This is a genomic window from Microbulbifer harenosus, from assembly GCF_005771435.1.
Classification (GTDB): Bacteria; Pseudomonadota; Gammaproteobacteria; order Pseudomonadales; family Cellvibrionaceae; genus Microbulbifer; species Microbulbifer harenosus.
On the sequence record NZ_VANI01000008.1, the window covers coordinates 24,074 to 45,265 of the forward strand.

A 21,192-nucleotide genomic window follows, 5' to 3' on the forward strand; every position below is an offset into this window, starting at 1 on the left:
CTCAAAGCACCTGCGGACAGCGGTAGCCGGCCAAGAGGGTATGATCGAACGGGTTGTTGGCACCGCTTGACGAGAGCCGGAACTGTGCCGTGCGCCCGGACTCGCGGAAGGTCACCAGGTATTCATTGCTGCTGCGGCCACGCTCCAATTCCGAGTTGAGCAACAGGCGATACCAGGCCCAGTCTCCCTCAAAATGCTGGCGGTGTATGGTTTCGTTCAGATCCTCAAAAATGATGCGCACGCGATTGGACTCGCCCCCTTTCCAGTCCAGCTTGCTACTGGTGCGCGGGCCGTGCGAGTAAGGGACACGCTGCCCACCCAGCTCCAGAGCAAACAGGCGCACACCGGAGTCGAGCTTTGTCGGTTCGATGCGGAATTCATAACCGGCCTGCTCCCCCGCACTGAACAGTGTCTTGCGAATACGTTCCGCACGCTGCATCTGTGCAATGGCGCCAGCGGAAATTCCGAGACTTCGGCCCTCAAGAGATTTCACCTTCCAGCTGCGCGTATCCACAAAGGGCTTCAGGTATTGCTGGACGAATTGCTGCTCCACGCCACCGGGCTTGAAAAAGTTGTTGAATTCCAGCACCGGTGCATCGAGTTCGACGTTTGTACGCAGCGGAAAGCGATCGGCGAGACTGCGACTGTATGCACCGTACACCTGTTCCCGCCATACTTTGTCGACATGTTGTTTGGCCTTTGCCATCACCAGAGACCAGCTGCCATCGGCAACTTCTTCAAGCCATCTGTCGACAGGCGCCGGCGCATTAGCCGCCTTGATACGCAGCTGCTTGATCGCATCACTGGCGCCGCTGAAACGCGCCTTGGCTTTGCCGAAAGCCACCTCATTCGGATCGACGCCGCTGTCGATCTCCGCCAGATATTCCTGCACTTGATTGACAGCGGTCAGGTATTCCTGAATGCGCGCCGGGCGGCCCTTTTCACTGCGGGTCAGGCGCTGCAATTCTTCGAAACGGAGATCCACGATCGTAGGCTGAAATTGTTCCGCCAGGGCCCCGGCCGCGCCGCTGACCGCGGCGGCGCCCAGCCTACGTGTATTGCTCGACACCGGCAGTGCGACACCGGAAGCATCCGCCGGCAGTTGCGGCCTCGCGGTAAGGCTGGTGTTGTCGGCGGTAATCTCCGCTATCGCCAGCAAGGGGGAATACACCGGGTCCGAGAGCTTGGATAGTACGTCCAAGGCCTGTGCGGTGGATTGGAAACCGCGGATGGAGAATCCCCCGAGGAACTGCTGCCAGCGCTGCTGGTACTCGCTGAGATAAATACGTTTTACTTCCTCCCCAAGCTTTTCCCGGTCTTCATCGCTGAAGTCCTCACCACTCAGATCGCCACCGTAGATCCAGCGCTCTTCCGCCAGCTGGTCCAACAGGGGAGAATCCGCACCAAACTCCAGTTCCTTGTAGCCAGCCTTGGTGTACAGGTAGGGAATCCGGAAACGGCGGTCTGAGGGATCGATACCAAACAATTGCGCGGTATCGCCTCCCACTTCGCCATAGAGGTCAATCTCGGTCGTACCGAAATCACTGCGCTGCATCTGTGCGTACAATCGCTGCGGCACTGGTATGCGACGCAATTGTTGTCGCGCACTCGCCACGACGCGCTCATTGGGTTGCAGGTTCTCCGGCAGCGGTGTTTCAAACAGGCGCTGCACATGCGCCAGCAATTGTTCCTGCTTGGCGGCCTCCCCAGGCAGCTGACGCGCCCAGCCAGCGCTGAAATATTCGGTCAGAACCGTAAGATCGCGCTTGTCAGGCGTGAAGAACATCAGATAAGTCTTGAGTGTATGGGGTAGCGCGGGGTCGCTGCTGTCGAACCGCGACAGATCGCTCTCCACCATGCGCAGCAGTGCCGGCAGGAAAGTTTGCTTCAGTTGCTGCTGATAGAGCGCGTCCGCGGCCGCATCCACGCGATCATCATAGAGCCCCAGATTGTTGAGCCACGGGTGCTCCTCTTTCTGGTAAACACGAGACGCGGTGTAAAGCGGCTCAAGCATGCGCAGGCTGTCCTGCGGTGCCACCCGGCGCGCACCGAGTTCAGTACGCACCCGCTCGAATTCAGCCACCTTGTCGCGCACCTCTCCCATATACAGACGGTTCTGCGCGAGGCTGCCGGTCCACAGGAACAGAGCGCCGACAAATACTGCCGCGGAGGTGGCATACACCGCACCGCGCAACCAACGCGTGGCGCTCTCCAGCTTGCGATTGACACCCACCAGATCTGCCTCGGGAAAAATCACGTCTTTCAGCAAGCGGTGCAGAAAATAACTCTTCCCGACTCCCTGGAATTTCTGCGCGGCATCCCGCTCAAGCCCAAAGTCAGCACTCACCGTAGCCATCATGCGGTCGATGGGGCTGCCCTCCTGGGTACCGCTGGTGAAATACACCCCGCGCACCATCGGTACAGTGTCGTAGCGGTTGGGGCTGAAGGTCTGTTTGACAAAGTCACACAGTACCGTCTGCAATCCCTCCATACGTGCGGGGAAGCCCTGCAGCAGGGCACGCCTCTCCACATTGCGCTCCTGATGCACACGCCACAGTACGCGCTGGTTCAGCCGCTCAATCAGCGCGCGAAACTCCCGTGCAAAATCCTCAATCGGCGCACCGGCGGCAGCACTGGTTTCCTCAGGAAAACTTACGCCCCAGACCTGCTCGCGTTCTGCCTGTGAAAGGTTGTCGAAGAATTCGCTAAAGCCCGCTACCAGATCACACTTGGTGAACGTGAGGTAAATGGGGAAGCGAATACCCAGCTGCTGTTGCAGCTCGTTGATGCGCGAACGAATAGTCTTGGCTTGGTGTATGCGCTGCTCGGTGGTCTGCACCATCAGGTCTTGCAGGCTGATGGCCACTAACACACCGTTAATCGGGCGACGGCGGCGATAGCGCTGCAACAGATCAAGAAAGGCCTTCCAGGCGCTGTTATCGTATACGCGGTGGCTGTCTTGGGTCGTATAGCGCCCAGCGGTATCAATCAGCACCGCGTCGTTGGTAAACCACCAATCGCAGTTGCGTGTGCCTCCGACGCCACCCAGTGCTTCCTTGCCATGACTACGGGCGAGCGGAAACTCCAGGCCGGAGTTAACCAGTGCCGTAGTTTTTCCCGAACCGGGAGGACCGATGATGATGTACCAGGGCAGCTGGTACAGCGAAACCTTGCCGCGGTGAGACTTGAAACGCGCTTTGCGCAACACCTGCATGGCTTCGCGAAAGCGCTCGGACAACGCTGCCAGTTCTTCCTGGCTGCGCTCCTGGTCGGGGTCCTGCTCCTCCTCCTTTGAAGATTCAATACTCTCGATCAGCGCCTGGTTCTGGCGCCGCTCCACCAGCCACTGGCTCAGGTTCCACACCAGCCAGATCGCAAACAGAAAAACGATGATGGTGATACGCACACCGCTGGACAGTGTGGCGTTGTCACTGCCGAATTTTATGTAGTCGGCACCGAACCAGATCAGCAGCGACAGGGCGGAAAGCCCCATCAGCCCGAGTACCCATTTATTGGCAAAAAAATTGGCCAAGCGTTTCATGCAATGCTCCAGATCCCGACGCATTTACCACCGGGACAATCAATTCCCGCGTTCAGCGCGGCTCGGCAAAGTTTTCCGGGTCTTTATCCGCCAGCATGCGGATTTCTGTCGCCACCGGTGTCGCGCTGTGATACAGCCACCAGCGGTAACCGCTGAAGGTGACAGTCAGTACACCTAACACCACGCTGGCAATTACCCACAATGGGATGTACTGAATCAGGCGTGTTTTGCGCTCCACACAACCCTTCCAGCGCGGGGAGAGGTCACGCTCCATCTCCGGGCGATGGTTTTCAATGGTGCGGTAGAGGTTCTCGCGAATCTGCTCCAACTGTTCGTAGCCCCGCTGTACCAGCCGGTACTTGCCCTGGAAACCAAGGCTCAGACACAGATAGAAAAGCTCAAGCAACTGCAAGTGAGAACCAGGTGTTTCCAGAGTGCGCTGCAGGATCAGGAAACATTTTTCTCCGCCGAACGTTTCCTTGTGGAACAGGCTCAATAGCGAATGCTGGCTCCAGCCGCTGGCGGCGCCCCAGGGGGTGGACAGTACGATTTCATCCACCACGCTGCACAACAGATAGCGCGCGGTCAGTACTGTCTCCGGCGTCAGTGACAACTGTTTGGCCTCACGTTCGAAGTTCTGAATCTCGCGTGTAAGGCGCTTGTGCAGATCCGGTACATTGTTGTGGTTCATGGTGCTGCGCAGTTTGACAATCGCCCCCAGCAGCTTGGACGCAGCAGAGATCAGCGGATTCAGGCTGTTGCGGATTCGCAGTTCCGCGGCGCCATCACCCGCAGGCATTCCCTGCGGCGGCACCGGTTGTTGGCCGCGTCCGCCTGCGGCCCCGGGTGTCGGGATCATTATGGTGCGATCGCCCGCACTCAGCGGCGTATAGGCATCATTGCTCATGTTCAGTTATTCCTGATTGCCCACAATTCCATATTCAACCCGGGAAACTCCGCACCGAGATGAACCGCGAAACCACCGGAGCGTTGCATCGCCTGCCACAGTTCGCCGGTACGCTCGATCTCGAAGTAGGTAAAACCCGCGTGATAGGGAATCTGACGCGGTGCCACCGGCAGCGCGCGAATCGAAAGTCCTGGCAGCTGTGCCGAGATCAGTTCGCGAATAGCCTCCACCGGCGCCACCTTGGCCTGCCCGGGGAAACGGCTGCGGAGCAGGTCGCCGGGCATATCCGCCTTTGCGGCCATGACGAAGCTGGCGCTCTTCACCAGCGATGGATCGGTAATCGGGGCGACGTATATTCCAAATTTGCGCTGCACCAGCTCCATCGGGATCGCGGTCTGCTCCAGCACCGTGGAGAGCGATTGACGCAGCGCGGAAAACAGCCCCGCGTAGCTCTGCTGCAGATTGTCGTGCGCGTAGCGTGGAATTTCCGGTGGGCGCTTGCTGGCGGAGGTGAAGGTGGACAGTTCGCCGGCCAGCTGCAGCAGCTCCAGGTACAGGCTGTGGGGATGCAGACGGGGCTGTGCGGTAATCTGCTTCAGCAGCGGTTCGAAGCGGTTGATCACCTGCAGTAACAAGTAGTCGGCAATTTCCGCGGAACCGCTGCGACCGCTGTCGCTGAGACGATGCCCAAGCGCACTGCCGCGATGATCCAGCAGCCCTTTCACTTCCTCGATATACGCCTTGATCACCGCCGAGGCATCGGTATTCAGTAGCGGCGGGATAAACTCCGCATCCAGTTCCGCCGGTTTTTCCGGCTGGCGCTCGCGAATACGTGCAATGCCGATGGCCGCATAACCACTCAGGTCGTCACTGCCGAGCTTGAGACAGGTGCGCAGTTTTCCCACCTGGATTCTCGCCGCCTCTCCGGAAATGGACGCGCTGTTGCGGGCATCAAAGTTACTGGCCTGATAGCGCGCCTGCGGGAAGTCCTCCTGGTCGCGCACCGACTCCTGACTGCCCGGGCGTTTCATCGGAATACAGAGATACACCACCTCGTCGCGAGTGTTGACCGGTACGTCCAGTACATTGGGCAATTGTTCGTGTTCCGGTGCCAGCACCGGCGTTCCGTCCGGAAAAATGCCACTCACTCGCGACACGGAAACTTTACCCATAGCCAGCGGTTCGCTGTCAATCGCCAGTTCCAGCAGCCCCCAGGTGTAGGGCCCAAGGGCGCCCACTCTGGCCTCCACCAGTTGTTCCAGATACCGGTCCTGCTGCTGGAAATGCTGGGGCCGCAGGAACATGCCCTCGCTCCAGATAACCTTGTTGTTCGCCGACATACGCTGTCCTTGTTGCGGCGCCAGGCAATTGCCTTGCGGATTTATTGTCTGTGGGGATGAAATCTGGCCGGAGCCGTCTCCGCTACTGCGCCTTGCGCAGGCGTTCGTATTCGGCGCTGGAGATTGTTACGGTATCTTCTTTTTTCTTCTTGGTGTTTGCCGCCGTCGACCGGCGACGCATATCCAGTGCTTCGGTAGAAGCCATGCGCGTACCCGCGAGAGAAATCGCATAGGTATTTTTCTTGTGATCGGTGATCGGCAGCAACATCAGCGCATCCGCCTGCTGATACTGGACGAATTCCGCCAGCAGACCGATATATTTCACTTCCGGGGTCAGCGCCAACTGTTCGATACGCTGCTCACCGGGGGCAAACTCTTTCAGTATGACGGTGTCGATCAGATCCTTGCCAAGACGCGACTGAGCGTTTTCATATAGATTGAGAAATTCCTCGCGAGAAAACTGCCGGTCATCTGCGAGCATAAACACTCTCAAAACTACCGGTGAAGCACGACCGTCGCTATCCGGGTTCACATCGCTTGCGATGTTGACATCCAGCGCCAGGCTCGTGTCCAGATTCAGGGTGCGGCGGGTTGTCTGACAGGCGCTGAGCGCAATGGCAAGTAGCGACACCAGCAATAATTGCAACAGTTTTTGTATATTCACATTGGCCTCCGGTTTCGGTTGGTTGCCGCGGCCACCGCCGGCGACATTTCGGTCTTCAATTTTTTACTACAGGTTTCCCACGCCATTTGTTCGGCTGCGCTATGTCCGTGTGCACCACAGTCAGGTTTTGCTGAAACTGCGCGCGTTCTTCAGTTCTGAAAGCTGACTTTCATAAGTAGATGCAAATTCATCGCCGAACAGTTTTCGGTAGCAGGCGTCGGGATCGCTCACCATGTCTTTGTACATTTCTACGAAGTATTCCCAGTTGCGCGCGCTTTTGCTGGCGAATACACCTCCCTGACTACCGCTGCGTCGCACCATTTGTTCCGGGTTGAAAAATCGCAACATGGCCTCGTAACCGGCACGCATCCCTGCAAGTACTGCCACCTGGTGATCGGACAGATCGTCGAAACTGTCGCGCACGGCTTCGACCGGCGCCATGAATGCACCATTGCCGGAAAACATGACACCCAGAGCATCGCGCGCGGTGGCGCTGAATTTCAGCGGGTTGTTGGCTTCGGTTTGGATCATGGTGCGCTGTACACGCAACTCATTTTTTATGCTGGTACGCGCGCGCAGCAGATCAATCAGCCTGGATACGGCCTCCTCCACGATTTCCGCACTCTGCTGATCCAGTTGCCGGCTCTGCTCTGTGGTCAGTGTCAGTCCCAGTTTCTCCGCCAGTGCCGCGCTCGCGGCAGACTGGGTCAGACCGGTAACCTGCGGTTGCGGTTGCGGTTGCGGTTGCGGTTGCGGTTGCGGTTGCGGTTGCGGTTGCGGAGCCTGCACGGTACCGGGCAGCGGGGCAAACTGCTGCGAGGCCCCTGCAAAACCCGCGGGCGGGGGCACCGCATTGGGCGCAGATACTGCTGGCGTCTCTGGCGCGATGACCGGCGCCGGCGCCGCGGGCATATCAAATCCCGGCGCGCCCTGGACCTGTTCACCGGCCAGGGCGGAAAAAGATTCCGCAAAGGGGTTGTGCGGAGCCGGCGCCGGGGCTGCCGCCGGTGCCGGGGCGGGCGCCGCGGGAGGCTCAGCCAGCATATCGGCGAAGGGATTGGCCTCGGGCGCTGGCGTCACGGGTGGCTGCGCAGGCGCCGGGGCCTTCGCACTGAACTGCATGGCGTGGCTGTGTGCGGGCGCGTGATCCTCCCCGCTCCCGTCCTTCCACCAGGCGTCATCATCGCTCCATGTATTCATTGGTGCGGGTCTGTGGCCACTGTCGAAACCACCCAGTGGATCGAAGCTACTACCGGCACCACTCGACGGCGTGTTCAGCGCCTGCAGCGGATCGGTTGGCGATTCCTGCCCGAGAAAATTGTCAAATGAGTCCGCAGACTGGCCGGATACCAGGTACCCCCATTCGCCGGTCGGACTCTTGTCGGCATTACCCGAAGGTTCGAGCCAACTGTCCAGCTGCTGCGCCTCCTGGGCACTCTGCATCTTTGCCGCGGCCGCGGAGCTGAAGGTGGTGCGATCGGCGCTATCGAGGAAGTCCGCACTGCCAAGCCCTACTTGCAGGCCGCTATTCTGCTGTGGCTGACGGATGCTCACCTTTAGCTGGTAGTCGCCTACGGAGATGACGTCACCGTCATTAAGTGGCGCGCGATTTCCCTTACCCAGCGGTTCGCCAGACTGATTCAGATAAGTGCCATTGGTACTCTGGTCCACCAGGAAGTACTGATTGCCGGAGAAGGCTATTTCCCCATGGCGCGACGACACTACTCTCTGCGGATCGGGCAATACCCAGTCGTTGTTGTCGGCGCGACCAAAACTCCCGCCGTCCGCTTTGAACAGTTTGGTGTGTTTGAGCATGTTGGCGCCATCGGGGTCGGCAACCACGGAGAGCAGCAGGTCCATATCACTCAGCTCCAGGGCCCTTTGAGCGGCGTTCCGCACAGGGATTGCAATTTCGGCAGCAGAATTTCATCGCGCCCCTGCACCGAGCGCAGGGTGCAAAGCCCCGCGGCCTGGAAGCGCGCGGCGCCGCGGTCGGTCATCAGAGCTTCGGCACAGGGGGTCATCCACTTGCCCTGAGGCAGATTGCGCAGATGCAGTGGCAAGTCGCCATAGTGGGCGGCGCCCACACCGCTGGGCCGGCCCGCGGTCACATACTCCCGGCACAAAGAAAGCGCCAGCAGATAGGCGCCATTGCCCCACAGGTAGTACTGGTGGCCGAGCTCGGGGGTAAGTTCTTCGAAGGCGAAGGCTTCGGTGCTTGAGGTATCTGCGCCGTAGGGAAGGCGCAGCATAAAACGGGGCGCAGCCAGGGCAATGTGCTCACAGGATTGGTATTCCCGCAGCGCCTGCCAGCTTTCTGCAAAGTCTGCGGCAAAGGGATAGTGCCAGTCGTCCGGGTCCATGGAGCCGGCCAGGCTCGCGCAACCCGCCAACCGGCTGTCGCCACCCAGAACAACAGCACTGCCGGCGGCCTCGGCCATGGTGGCGAGGTCGATCAGCATATGCAGATCACGCTCCTCGTCGGTCACATAAAAGTCACCGAGAATCAGATTGTAGGGGCCACCGCCCGCGACCGCCTCCCGCGACACCAGGCACTGGAACAGCTGCGACTGCTCAAGGTCGCTCTCCGCCTGCGCCAGATCGGCAAGGATTTCTTCCTTGCTGATATCAATGACGTGCAGCTCCAGCCCCGGGTGATCCTCCAGCCGGCGCAACAGCAGGTGCAGGCTCCGCCAGCTGGCCTCGGTCTGACGGAAATCGCTGTGGTGCATGATCTTGCGCATGGCTTCCGACGCGGCCTGGGCGACCGCGTTCAAGTACGCCCCTTGATTGGCATCCGGTCTCGCCTGCACATAGGGCGCGACAATATCCTTGATGAGCTGATCTATCTGCCCCTCAGCACTCTGCCGGTACTGATGGCGGTAGGTTTCGCCGGAGAGGATGGCATCCAGCATGGAGCGCGCAGGGTCGCTACCGGCCGACGTCTCGCAGGATTGATCCAGTGCGCGAAGCTCAGGGCTCCACTGGCGGATTTCCTCCGCGGCGCGCGCGAATTCCGCAGGAGACAGCAACTGCTTTTCCAGCTCGATAAATTGGCGAAACAACGGGACCCGCTGATAGAGATAATCCGGATGCAGGTCATCGAATTCCAGCAGCCACAAGGGTTCATCCATCAGTGGTAACTGCACGCCCACCCGCAGGCGTTCGAACAGCGCGTCAAAATTGTCTTTGCGCAGACGATACGCTGGTCTCCGGGCGATGGTTTGCGGTTCGAACTGCTGGCGGCTGGCGCGGCCGCTGAAATCCCCAAGGATGGCAACCTTCAGGCGATTGCCATCCAACCTGACACCATCACGTGCGTCATTTCCCTGTGGTATTGCGGAGGGTTCGCCAAAAATGGCACTCCCGGTGCTTGTTGTTGCCCGGTTCATATTCCTGGTTCCATCTCAATGGCGGCCGCTTTTTTATCATTGCGATCAGCGCCAGACTCCCTGTTTTCCGACAGGCGGGCTGTCGGCTTTGCCGATGTCTTTTTCACATTTTTTTTCGGCCGTCCGCGCTTCAGCGGGCGCACCCGCTGATTGGCGATCTGCTCGATCTTGTCTTTGAACACATCGCCGCCCAGCACCTGCCCAAGCTTGATGGTTTCGGCGATGTATTCGAGCAACCTGCGGTCAAAGCGGTAACGGAAGAGCTTGCGGTAGGCCTCGGCGCGCGCGCGCGGTGTCTCGCCAAGCTCGAGATACAAGCGGTGATCCGTTATCACATCACTGGCTTCACTGCTGGCGTGGTGATTGAAACTGGACCAGATATAAGCACCGAGGGAATCCGCAAGCCCGAGATACAGCGGGCGCAGCTCAACATAACGGTAACAAGTCAGCAGGTAAGCATCGGAGTCAATCAGGCTCGACTTGTAACGCCCCGCCCACAAGGTGCCGGAGCGCCGGTAACGATGGTTTACAAACTGCACGTAGCGCCGCCCGAGTGACTGCATCATCGATGGGATGCCCTCCGGCACCCGCGGTGTGGCGATGATCTGAATCATGTTCGGCAGCAGCACATAGGCGTGAACTTCAACCCGATACTGGTCCGCCGCGCTGCGCAGGCTGGCCAGGTAAAACAGATAATCCTCATCGTCAAAAAAGCACGGCAGGTTATTGTGACCCACTTGCACTATATGCTGAGGAATATCAATCAGATTGAGTCTCGGAAGGCGAGGCATCGTGCCAAAAATCCCTTTTTGATTTGTACGTTCGTACCAATTGAAAATCCATCACCGGAAGGGATTGGCATTATTGCAAATGAATCAAAAAAAATTCAAACCTTCCGCGCTAGCAAGTTAACATTGCCATACCCTATCACCGGAATTTCGATCGCGAGCGGAACGGAATCTCGTTTTTCAGTACATGGCATGGAGCAGCGACAGATATGGAGCCCATTAGGCTGGCTGTCAACGGGCGTACGGATATCGGTCAGGTACGCGAGGAAAATGAAGACAGCATTCGCTGCCACAGCGACCCGAACCACCCCTTTGCCTATGTCGTCGTCGCCGACGGCATGGGCGGTTACAGCGGTGGCGCCATCGCCAGTGCCATTGCCGCAGACACCCTGCAAAGCCAGCTGAACGGCCTGCTTAATGCCACCTTTCTCGCCTGTTCGCCGCAACAACAGCAACTGATGCTGCGCGCGGCGCTGGTCGAAGCCATCGGAATGGCCAACCGAAAAATACTGGATACCAAGCAAACACGTCCGCATTTTTCGCAGATGGGAACGACATTGGTCGCCGCTGTCATCTGGCAGGACTTTCTGATTGTCGCGCATATCGGTGATTCTCGCGCATACCTGTGGAACAACTACGGGCTGCAGCGGCTCACCCGCGATCACAGCGTGGTGCAGGAGATGATCGATTCCGGCCAGCTGACTCCCGAACAGGCACAATCGTCCCAAGTAAGAAATCACATTACCCGCGCTCTGGGCGTCGCCGAGCGCGTGGAAGCCACCGTCAACAGCTGGACCCTGACCGAGAGCGCACTGCTGCTGCTGTGCAGCGACGGCCTCACCGAATACCTGAACGACCACACCATAGAACGAGTACTCGCCACCTATCGCCCCGCACTTGAGTGTGTGTACCACTTTATTGAAGATGCCAATCAGTGTGGAGGGCGCGATAACATCAGTGCCGGCATCATCGAATACTGCAGCCGCAGCGACGCTGTGGCGGAGTTTTCCGGAGATCCGATCACCTTGAAACCGAAAATCAAGGAAGATATTACTGTGCGTAAAATGCAGCGTTGATTCACAACTTCGGATTTCGCAATCACTTTACATTGGCCGCTGCGCCCACAGTGGATGATAAGCGGCATTCATGAACGTAATGAGTAAACGGCATGACACCGGATCGTCTGGTCGATTTTATTCCATCGGTTCTCGCGGAACTTTCGCCCCCCACACTACCGGAAAATCCCGGCAATGCCGTGGCGCTCTGTCGCTGGCTCGAAGCGATCCAGCATCAAAACGAAACGCCTGTACCAACTGGCATTCGGAATCCGCTGTGGCCTCTGCCACCGAGTGTTGCGGCAACTCGGTACACGCTCGTGCAGGCGCCTCAGGTACCGCAGCTGCACCTACCCGCCGGCATCCCCCTGAAATTCTGCAATTATCCCGGGCAGAATTTCCGCGGCGAGTTACTTCCGCCGCTGACGCAGTGCCATCGGGTTGCCGAGCATGTCATCGCCGCCAACGGCGAATTGGCGTTTGTGCGCACCGATTTTGAACTGCCCGGCCCATTTCCTTTTCGCTGGCAGCGTTTTTATCGCCAGAGCGCAGACGCTGCGCAGGGACTCGGCTGCGGTTGGCGGCACACCCTGAGCGAATCCCTGCAACTGCCAGAAGCGGCTGCTGAACCCGAGCGCAAGGTGATATTGCACACCGCGGATGGGCGCAGCATTGCATTTGATCTGCCGGCTATCGGCCAAGCCAGCTTCAATCGCTGCGAGCGCCTGTATTTGCTGCGCCAGAGTCTGCACAGTTTTCGCCTTGGCGGATTTGCTATGGCGGACAAAATTTTTCGCGCGGACGGCACCGGCCACAGTGCCCCACTGAGTGAAATTCGCGACACCTGTGGCAACACGCTCAGCGTGGATTACCGCAATGGCCAGCCGCACAGGATCATCACATCCTGGGGACGTACGCTGGAGTTCGTTTACGACGGTGGGCAGTTGACCAGGATCGTCAACACGCATGCGGTCGGAGATGCGCCCCTATGCAGCTATCACTTTGATGAAGACCGGCAACTACTTCGCGCGGAGGCCGGCGACACCGGCGAACGCTATGCGTACGAGAACGGACAACTTCGTCTACTCACTTCGCCCACCGGCACTATGCACTTCGCCTTCGACCGAATTGGCCGGTGCCACCGGTTGCAGCACAATGCTCTCGAACTCGAACTTCACTGGCAGCCATCGCGCCGGCTGTGCACCCTGAGCAGCGACGACCAGCACGACATTCACTGGCAATTCGATGAGCGCGGCGACCTGATACGGGAGCAACAGGAACAGCGGGAAACCCGCTTCCTCTACGATCACTACCGCAATCTCTGTCTGCGCCAGGACGCGGATGGCCGACGCACCCTGTTCCGCCACGATGAATTCGGTCGACTGTTGCGGCGCACAAGCGACGGCCGCCACCAGCGTTTTGCCTACGACCCGCAGGGGCGCTTACTGGGCGCTACCACCTCTGCACCGCAGACAGAAACTACGCGCTGGATATTCCGCTACGGCGAACAACCGCACCCCTCCCAAGTTACCGACCCTGCCGGCCAGCAGTGGCGATGTGAATACGACGAGCGCGGGCAGTTGCGCCAACTCACCGACCCTGAGTCGGGGCGCACCATTCTGCACTGGGACGGACAATCGCAGCTGACAACACTGCAGCGCGGCGATAGTCACTATCAGTTCGATTACGACCCCATGGGCAGACTAACCCGTTGCAGCGGCCATCGCCTGCCAACGCGCCACTGGCGATATGACACAAACGGAGCACTGCTGCGGGTGGATATGGCCGGAAGTACCTACAGCATCGCCAGAGATGAGCAACACCGCCCCTGCGCCATCGACGAAATCACAGTAACCGGCACCGTGCGCTTGCTGCAATGGCAGTGCGATGAACGCAATCTGATTCGTCATGTGCGTTTCGCCAACGGCAGTCCGTGGAATCTTGACTACAACCGTCGCGGGCAGCTGTCCGCACTGGCAGTGGATGGCAGCGAGGCTCACTGGCAATACGACCGCTTCGGGCGGCTGCAGGAATTTACCGACAGCACGGGCAGGCGTCGGGAGTGGCTGTATGGTTCGAACGGTCGCGTGCGCGAGTACCGCGACAGCGACAACCACTGGTACCTCGAATACCGCGCAGACGGCGCCCTGGAAAAGATCCGCAACAATAGCGGCCAACACTGCCATTTTCATTTCGATGACCGCGGACGCCTGCTGCAGGCCTCCAACAATGACTGCGACCTGCGCTTCCGCTACGACAGCGGCAACCGACTGATCGCCGAGCACCACGACATTAATCTCGACAGCCGCCGTGAAAGTCTCAGCATCAATTACGATTACGACGCCCGCGGCTGGCTCAGGACGTCCGCCTCCGACAGTATCAATACAACCTATATCTTTGCCGCCAGCGGTGCGCTTTACGGAATGGATACCAATGGCGAAATGCTGCTGCGCGGCGAACTGGGTATTGCAACTGCCGAAGAAAATGGCGAGGGAAACGGCGACACACAAGTCGAACACTGGACGCTCGGCAAGCATAAAGTTACGCGGCATTTCGCGCACGGTCTGCTCCAGCAAATCGCACTTGGAGACCGCTTTCAGTGGTACGCGGCCACCGCGGGCGTTCAATTGCGACCCGACTTTATCGTCGCGCGCGCCGAAGCCGCTTCGGAAGTAGCAGCCGCTGACTGCGACCGGCACGGCAATATTGTCAGCGAAGTGCGCACAAACACCGGTGAGCGGCTGCGTTACCACTACCAGTTCAACGGCTGGGGGCTGATGCACAGTGCGGAGTGCGGCGACTTCAGCACTTTTTTCCGCTACGACCCGTTTGGGCGCCGGCTCGCGAAAACCGGCTGCCACAGCCGCTCCCGCCGGCAGCGGCGGGTTTCCAGCTATTGGACAGGCATCGGCCTCTGGCAGGAAACCTCCCGCCTCGGCGACAACAGGACAATTACCCACTACCTGCACCACCCGCTGGAAAACACGCCTTTGGCACGTCTGATACACACCGATGAGCACGGGCGGGGCGAAGGCAAAACAAGCAGCGACGAACGGCACTTCTATCTCGCCAGCAGTGGCGGCCACCTGTTGGCCGTACTGAACACGCCGGACGAAGCGCCTTTCTGGCACCGGCAGCAGGAACCCTCCGCGAACAATCGCGGCCCTGGCACCTTCCGCGGCAGCGACGGCATCCTCGATAGTGAAACGCAGTTGTACTATCGGGATTTCAGCTACTGGCACACCGCAGACGGCCGCGCCGCAGCAACGCCACTGGATGCCGGCCAGTGTCGCCTGCTGGTGCGCTACCGCCAGCGTGCCGCCACCATGACCAGCGGTTCCCACGGAATCTCAGCGGCGGCAGCAGACGACGAAAGCGTCACAAATCCGCCATCCCCCCCATCGAAATAGCACCATCGTACTTCTTTTTGGCGCCCGCTCCCCTTGGTCGGGGAGCGGCTTGGATTAGCATGGCGTACGCAAGACAGCGTTGTCATTGAATACCCGTGCCCCGCTGTGCGAGCGCAAACCCGACAAGATCAACAACAATAAATAGGAAATCATCATGAAATCCGCCACCCACCAACTGGGCTGCAGTGCTCTAACGCCCATGTTCTCCGCCCTCGGAACCGCCGTCTCACTGTTGCTGTTCGGTGCCATCAGCCAGACCGCCCAGGCACACGGCACCATGGAAGTCCCCGAGAGCCGGATCTACAACTGCTTCCTGAACAACCCGGAAAACCCCTCCGACCCAGCCTGCGCCGCCGCCAAGGCTGTCGGCGGCACGCAGCCCTTCTACGACTGGAACGAGATAAACCAGGCCAACGCCGACGGCAAGCACCAGGCACTGGTGCCGGACGGCCAGCTGTGCGCCGGCGGCCGCAGCAAATACGCCGGTATGAACCTGGCCCGCAGTGATTGGCAGGCCACCCCCATCACCCCCAAAGCGGACGGCACCTTCGATTTTCGTTTCTATGCCACGGCCCCGCACAGCACCCGCGACTGGGTTTTCTATATCACCCGCCAGGGCTACACCGGCAGCGCACCGCTGAAATGGAGTGACCTGTTTGAATTCTGCCGCCTCGGGAATGTGCCGGTAGGTGCGGACAAGCGCTACACCCTAACCTGCCCGCTGCCGCAACTCACCGGTAAGCACGTGATCTACACCACCTGGCAGCGCAACGACAGCACCGAGGCTTTTTACACCTGTACCGATGTGGTGCTCGGTGGCGGCAGCACCAGCGCCTGGGTTGACGCAGGTGCCCTGCAGGCGCAGTCGGACCTGCCCGCCGGCAGCCAAGTGACCCTGCGCCTGTTCAATAGCAGCGGCAACGACCTGGAAAGCATTGTGTACGACGTCAGCCAGGACGCTTCCGCCGCGGACTGGGCCTTCGGGTTTGCCTCCGCCGTCAACGCCCAGTCCCAGTATGCCCGCATCGGCGTGCTCGACCCGGCCAGCGACAGCATCACCCCGGCACGCAGTGCCTCGGGGAACCGTGTCTACACCGAGGCGGGACTGGACGTGAGCCATGAGGTGGACATCCAGCCTGGTAACGACAATGAGCCTCCCACTGGAAATGAGGATTACGACTATGTGTACCCGGCGGGAATCGGCAGCTATGTGCCGGGAGAAACCGTGGTGCTAGGCAGTGACGGCAACCGCTACCAGTGCCGCCCCTTCCCGGAGGGACAGTGGTGCAACATCAACAGCGCCTATCACTACGCGCCCGGCACCGGCACCAACTGGACGGATGCGTGGCTCAAGCTCTGACCCGGTGAAGTGAAATAGCGTCAAGCAGATACGAAAAAGCCCGGCACTGATCGCAGTGCCGGGCTTTTTGTATCTCGGAGTTCAGACGCCGTCAGGTTGGTACCGGTTCTGCCGGCCGGCGCAAGGTCAGCATAAACAGCACTGCCGCCAGCACACCACAGATCGCGATGGCCGCCACCAGCGTCAGCGGGGTGCCGTCGAATACCGCACTGACAATGCCGATGGCCGCAGCACCCAGCATCATCTGCAAGGTGCCACCCAGAGACGCGGCGGTACCGGCGATGGGACCGTGTTCGTCCAGCGACAACACCATGGTCGTGGGAAGTACAAGGCCCAGAAAAGCATTGCCCAGTAACAACAGTCCCACCAGAATCGCAAAATCGTCCATCCCCAGCAGATTCAGCAGCAGATTCACCGCCGCACTGAGCGCAAACCCCACCACGGCCCACTTGACGACGGCCACCCCGCCGAAGCGCTCACACAGATTGGCGGCAAACTGGCTAGCGGTGAAAAAACCCAGTGCGTTCAGCGCAAATGCCAGGCTGAACTGAGTGGAGGTAAGTCCGTAATAATCCGTGTAGAGGAAACTGGAAACAGACAGAAACGCAAAGAAACTGGCCATTCCCACGCCACCGATCAACGTCATTCCCATGAAGTATGCATCGCGCAACAACACCCGGAAAGCATCAAACATGGCGCTCAGTTCCAACGGCGTACGCGCGGAAACCGACAGTGTTTCCGGCAGCGCAAAGCGAATCAAAAACAGGCTCGCAACGGTCGCCAAGGCCACGCCGTAGAACACCGCAGGCCAGCCGAACGGCGCCATCAGCAGACTGCCTACCAGAGGTGCCAACATCGGGGAGATGGAAATTACCAGCATAACCGTGGTCATCAGGCGCGTGGCCTCGGTACCGGTGTAGCGGTCGCGGATGATTGCACGCGGAATCGACATCACCGACGCCGCGCCGATCCCCTGCACAAAGCGCAGCGCGATCAACCACTCGATGGTCGGCGCGAGCGCGCAGCCCACAGAGGCAATCAGAAATAGCACCAGCCCGAAATACAATGGCGGCTTGCGTCCGAACATATCCGCGGCCGGGCCATAGAACAGCTGGCATATGCCAAACGCAATAAAGAACGACACCAGAGTGTACTGGGACATAGCCGTCGGCACGCCGTACTCCTCTGCCATAACCGGCATCGCCGGCAAGTACATATCGATGGCAAAGGGGCCAACACAGCTCAACAGCCCCAGAATCAGGGCCATCTTCATTAATTCAGGTTTCATTGCCATCCGTACATCCAGTTTCCAAAATCCCGAACGCGCAGGGTCCGGACCACGCCCGATTCTAACAGCAGCCGATGACAGTTCCGAAACCCCAACCGCCATAAACTACAGATATCCATCATCGCGACTTCCATCAAGCGGAAAGTCACTTCTACAATTACCCGTCAGACACACGCGGAAACAACCAAAACCCATGGACGATGTCATCACCATCGCCGGCATTCCCGTCGCCCGCGGTGAAACCCGCAAAATCGAACTGCCCATCGTGCGCCTGTACACCGACACGGAAATGGCCATTCCCGTATACGTGCAACGCGGCAAAAAATCCGGCCCCACCATCTTCGTGTGCGCCGCACTGCACGGCGACGAACTGAACGGAGTGGAAATCATCAGCCGCCTGATCAACAGCAAGGCACTCAAATCCCTGCGCGGCACCCTCATAGCCGTACCGGTGGTCAACGTCTACGGCGTACTGCAGCAGTCCCGCTACCTCCCCGACCGCCGCGACCTCAACCGCTCCTTTCCCGGCTCCGCGCGCGGCTCCCTCGCCGCGCGCATGGCCCACGTCTTCCTCGACCAAATCGTTTCCAAATGCGACTACGGCATCGACCTGCACACCGGCGCCGTACACCGCAGCAACCTCCCGCAGATCCGCGCCAACCTCGACGACCAGCAAACCCGCGCCATGGCCGCCGCCTTCGGCGTCCCGGTCCTCCTCAACGCCACCCTGCGCGACGGCTCCCTGCGCCAGGCCGCCGCCGACCTCGGCGTGCGTATCCTGCTGTACGAAGCCGGCGAAGCCCTGCGCTTCGACGAACTCTGCATCCGCGCCGGCCTCAAAGGCGTCCTCAACGTCCTGCGCCACCTGGACATGCTCCCCCCGAGAAAAGCCCCCCACGGCATCGAACCCTTCGTCGCCCGCCGCAGCGGCTGGCTGCGCGCCGGCGACAGCGGCATCGTCAACCACAAACGCCAGCTCGGCGACCACGTGCGCAAAGGCGAAACCCTCGCCACCATCGCCGATCTCTACGGCAACGAACTCGACAAGGTAGTGGCAGACGCCGACGGCATCATCATCGGCAAACAGAACATCCCGCTGGTGCAGGAAGGCGAGGCGATGTACCACGTGGCGTATTTCCATGAGCCGAACGAGGTACTGGAAAATCTGGAATTGCTGCAGGATACGTTGTTACCGGAAGAGAACTACTAACTCCCAGCAACCTCGCTTACGAAGTGATTAAACCTGAGGTGAAGGACAGGTAGCGGGGGAAGCATTTCGAAAGCGTCGGCAACAGGGATGTTGCCGACGCAGCGTACATGGATGTATTCACAGCGGTTTCGAAATGCTTCACCCGCTGCCTGGCCGCCAGCGGGCCAGAAAAAAGCTCTTCGTTATTTCTTGCGCAGAAGCTCCAGAACTTCCTTGCTGGGGAAACCCTGAAGCTCAACCCCGGCGCTCTCCTCAAACTTGAGAATCGCCTTGCGGGTCTCGCCCCCGGCCTTGCCATCGACCTCACCGTCGTAGAAACCCTTCTCCTTCAGCTTGGTCTGCAGCTCCACCACCTCATCGTGATCCAGCTTGGTAAACGGACGCTTCCAATCCCTCGTCAGCGGCTCCGCCCCACCAATCTGATCCGCCAGAATCCCCACCGCCAACGCATAGCGGTCAGAATTGTTGTAACGCTTAATCACAAAGAAATTCTTCAGCACCAGAAACGCCGGACCACCGCGCCCCGCCGGCACCTTCAACTCCGCCACATCATCCGGACGCGGAAACGCCTGCCCGCGCACCCGCTTCACCCCGAGCTTCTCCCACTCCGCAATCGTCAACTTACCCGCCGGCAACTTGCGCTCCGGAATCGTCACCTCATAACCCCAGGTCTCCCCGCTGCGCCAGCCATTCTTGCTCAGCAGACTCGCCGCCGTCGCCAGCGCATCCGGTACAGAGTTCCAGATATCGCGCTTGCCATCGCCATCCATATCCACCGCGTACGCCTGGTAACTGGTGGGAATAAACTGCGTATGGCCCATGGCGCCGGCCCAGGAACCGGTAAGATGACTCTCGTCGATATCACCGCTCTGCAGAATTTTCAGCGCCGCCAGCAGCTGATTGGTACCGAACTTTTTGCGCTTGGGATCGGCATACGCCAGAGTCGCCAGCGAACGCACCACACTGCGCATTACATTCTGGTTATCCAGGATCGCACCGAAGCTCGACTCCATCGACCAGATCGCCAACAGGATATTCGGGTTCACCCCGAACTTTTTCTCGATCTTTTCCAGCCAGGGCTGCAGCTCCTGCTTCTTCTCGCGCCCGCGTTTCACCGCAAACTTGGTGATGCGGTTGTCGAAGTACTGCCACGCCGGCGCCTTAAACTCCGGCTGGAAGCTCGCCTTGTCCAGCACCCACTGATCCGGGGAGTCGATACCCTTGAAGGCGCGGTCGAACGTCTCCGCAGTAATCCCCTCGGCCAACGCCTGCTTGCGGAATTCCTGCTTCCACTTTTCAAACCCCGGGTCCGCCGCGGCACTCGCCAAAAGCGGCAACATCAGCAGCGCAGAAAACAAAAACGAAATAAAACCGAAGCGGCGCACCGACGCCGTGGTGGACTGGACCATGACAACTCCTTGGCAGAAACAGCTCGCACAAGGGTAGAACGGAAGCCCGTCAACGGAAAGGGAGGAAAAGCGCCAGCCGCTCAGGCTGTGACCGGACCGACACTCTTTTCAACGGCGAAGGGGAAAGCCCGGAATCACGCAGCCGGAGGAATCACGTAAAACAGAATGGCAAAGAAATGCAGCACACCGCCCGCCAACACAAACAAATGCCAGATGGCGTGGTGAAAGCGCAGACTGCGCCACAGGTAAAACGCGATGCCACCGGTGTAACACAGCCCCCCCAGTACCAGCAGCCACAGACCACCCGTGGCGAGGTTTTCCATCAGCGGTTTGACCGCTGCAATCACCACCCAGCCCATCAGCGCGCTCAGGGTAATCGACAGGGCGCGGATCTTTTTCAGCGGCGTGAACTGGATGATCAGCCCCAGTAATGCCAACCCCCAGATCACCCCGAAAATCGACCAGCCCCAGGGGCCGCGCAGGGTCACCAGCGTAAATGGCGTATAGGTGCCGGCGATCAGCAGAAAGATGGCGGAGTGATCCAGCGTGCGCAGCACCTGCTTCGCGGTGGGGTGGGTCACGCTGTGGTACAGGGTGGAAGCTGAAAAACACAGGATCAGAGTGGCGGCGTAAATGCTGGTACTGACGATATGCCAGGCATCGCCGCGCAACGCTGCAAATCCACACAGCACGCCCAGCCCGGCGATCGCCAGCAATGCACCGACTCCGTGGGTAATACTGTTGGCGATTTCTTCGGCAACGCTGTAACGCGTGCCAGCGGCTGACACAGTGCTGGACATGGCGGACTCCCGATCTGGATACGCTGCC

The 21,192-nt window shown here is 59.5% G+C and carries 14 protein-coding genes; 4 read left to right on the forward strand and 10 right to left on the reverse strand.

Annotated elements, in window-relative coordinates; all coding sequences use genetic code 11:
* Position 1: 1 nt before the first annotated feature.
* From tssM to FDY93_RS07670, 7 genes are all read right to left on the reverse strand, one after another.
* Complete coding sequence (tssM, locus tag FDY93_RS07640; protein WP_138235166.1) at positions 2-3,541, reverse strand: type VI secretion system membrane subunit TssM; 3,540 nt, start codon at positions 3,539-3,541, stop codon at positions 2-4.
* Between the two features lie 52 nt (positions 3,542-3,593).
* Positions 3,594-4,448 carry a type IVB secretion system protein IcmH/DotU gene (gene icmH / locus FDY93_RS07645; protein ID WP_138235167.1) on the reverse strand — a complete coding sequence of 285 codons (855 nt, stop codon included), beginning with the start codon at positions 4,446-4,448 and terminating at the stop codon, positions 3,594-3,596.
* A 2-nt stretch (positions 4,449-4,450) separates the two neighbouring features.
* Entirely contained in the window at positions 4,451-5,788 is a 1,338-nt protein-coding gene (gene tssK, locus FDY93_RS07650) for a type VI secretion system baseplate subunit TssK (RefSeq protein ID WP_138235168.1), read from the reverse strand.
* A gap of 82 nt (positions 5,789-5,870) precedes the next feature.
* Positions 5,871-6,452 (reverse strand): type VI secretion system lipoprotein TssJ, encoded by a 582-nt coding sequence (gene tssJ / locus FDY93_RS07655; RefSeq protein ID WP_138235169.1) that lies wholly within the window; start codon positions 6,450-6,452, stop codon positions 5,871-5,873.
* A 120-nt stretch (positions 6,453-6,572) separates the two neighbouring features.
* Positions 6,573-8,312, reverse strand: coding sequence for a type VI secretion system-associated FHA domain protein TagH (gene tagH / locus FDY93_RS07660; protein WP_138235170.1), 1,740 nt, complete (start codon positions 8,310-8,312; stop codon positions 6,573-6,575).
* Positions 8,313-8,317: 5 nt separating this feature from the next.
* The gene (locus FDY93_RS07665) at positions 8,318-9,844 is read right to left on the reverse strand and encodes a type VI secretion system contractile sheath domain-containing protein (RefSeq protein WP_138235171.1); all 1,527 of its coding nucleotides are present in this window, start codon (positions 9,842-9,844) and stop codon (positions 8,318-8,320) included.
* Positions 9,841-10,581, reverse strand: coding sequence for a transposase (locus tag FDY93_RS07670; protein ID WP_246068507.1), 741 nt, complete (start codon positions 10,579-10,581; stop codon positions 9,841-9,843). Before FDY93_RS07670 ends, FDY93_RS07665 begins: the two co-directional genes overlap by 4 nt.
* A 260-nt stretch (positions 10,582-10,841) precedes the next feature.
* Between FDY93_RS07670 and FDY93_RS07675 the strand changes: the two genes are divergently transcribed.
* The 3 genes from FDY93_RS07675 (at position 10,842) to FDY93_RS07685 (ending at position 16,457) form a co-directional block, all read left to right on the forward strand.
* Positions 10,842-11,708: a Stp1/IreP family PP2C-type Ser/Thr phosphatase gene (locus tag FDY93_RS07675; RefSeq protein ID WP_138235173.1), complete on the forward strand. Its 867-nt coding sequence runs from the start codon at positions 10,842-10,844 to the stop codon at positions 11,706-11,708.
* 299 nt (positions 11,709-12,007) lie between these two features.
* Positions 12,008-15,097 (forward strand): DUF6531 domain-containing protein, encoded by a 3,090-nt coding sequence (locus FDY93_RS07680; protein ID WP_171018933.1) that lies wholly within the window; start codon positions 12,008-12,010, stop codon positions 15,095-15,097.
* A gap of 154 nt (positions 15,098-15,251) precedes the next feature.
* Entirely contained in the window at positions 15,252-16,457 is a 1,206-nt protein-coding gene (locus tag FDY93_RS07685; protein WP_220446134.1) for a lytic polysaccharide monooxygenase, read from the forward strand.
* A 91-nt stretch (positions 16,458-16,548) separates the two neighbouring features.
* On the opposite strand, the gene FDY93_RS07690 is transcribed toward FDY93_RS07685, so the two are convergent.
* Positions 16,549-17,745, reverse strand: coding sequence for a multidrug effflux MFS transporter (locus tag FDY93_RS07690; protein ID WP_138235175.1), 1,197 nt, complete (start codon positions 17,743-17,745; stop codon positions 16,549-16,551).
* A gap of 193 nt (positions 17,746-17,938) precedes the next feature.
* Here FDY93_RS07690 and FDY93_RS07695 point away from each other — a divergent pair, with 193 nt between their 5' ends.
* Positions 17,939-18,955, forward strand: coding sequence for a succinylglutamate desuccinylase/aspartoacylase family protein (locus FDY93_RS07695; protein WP_138235176.1), 1,017 nt, complete (start codon positions 17,939-17,941; stop codon positions 18,953-18,955).
* A 182-nt stretch (positions 18,956-19,137) separates the two neighbouring features.
* On the opposite strand, the gene FDY93_RS07700 is transcribed toward FDY93_RS07695, so the two are convergent.
* Together FDY93_RS07700 and trhA are read right to left on the reverse strand one after the other, a co-directional pair.
* On the reverse strand, positions 19,138-20,364 hold the full coding sequence (locus FDY93_RS07700; protein ID WP_138235177.1) for a lytic murein transglycosylase: 1,227 nt from the start codon (positions 20,362-20,364) through the stop codon (positions 19,138-19,140).
* A 134-nt stretch (positions 20,365-20,498) separates the two neighbouring features.
* The gene (trhA, locus tag FDY93_RS07705; protein ID WP_138235178.1) at positions 20,499-21,164 is read right to left on the reverse strand and encodes a PAQR family membrane homeostasis protein TrhA; all 666 of its coding nucleotides are present in this window, start codon (positions 21,162-21,164) and stop codon (positions 20,499-20,501) included.
* Positions 21,165-21,192 lie beyond the last annotated feature (28 nt).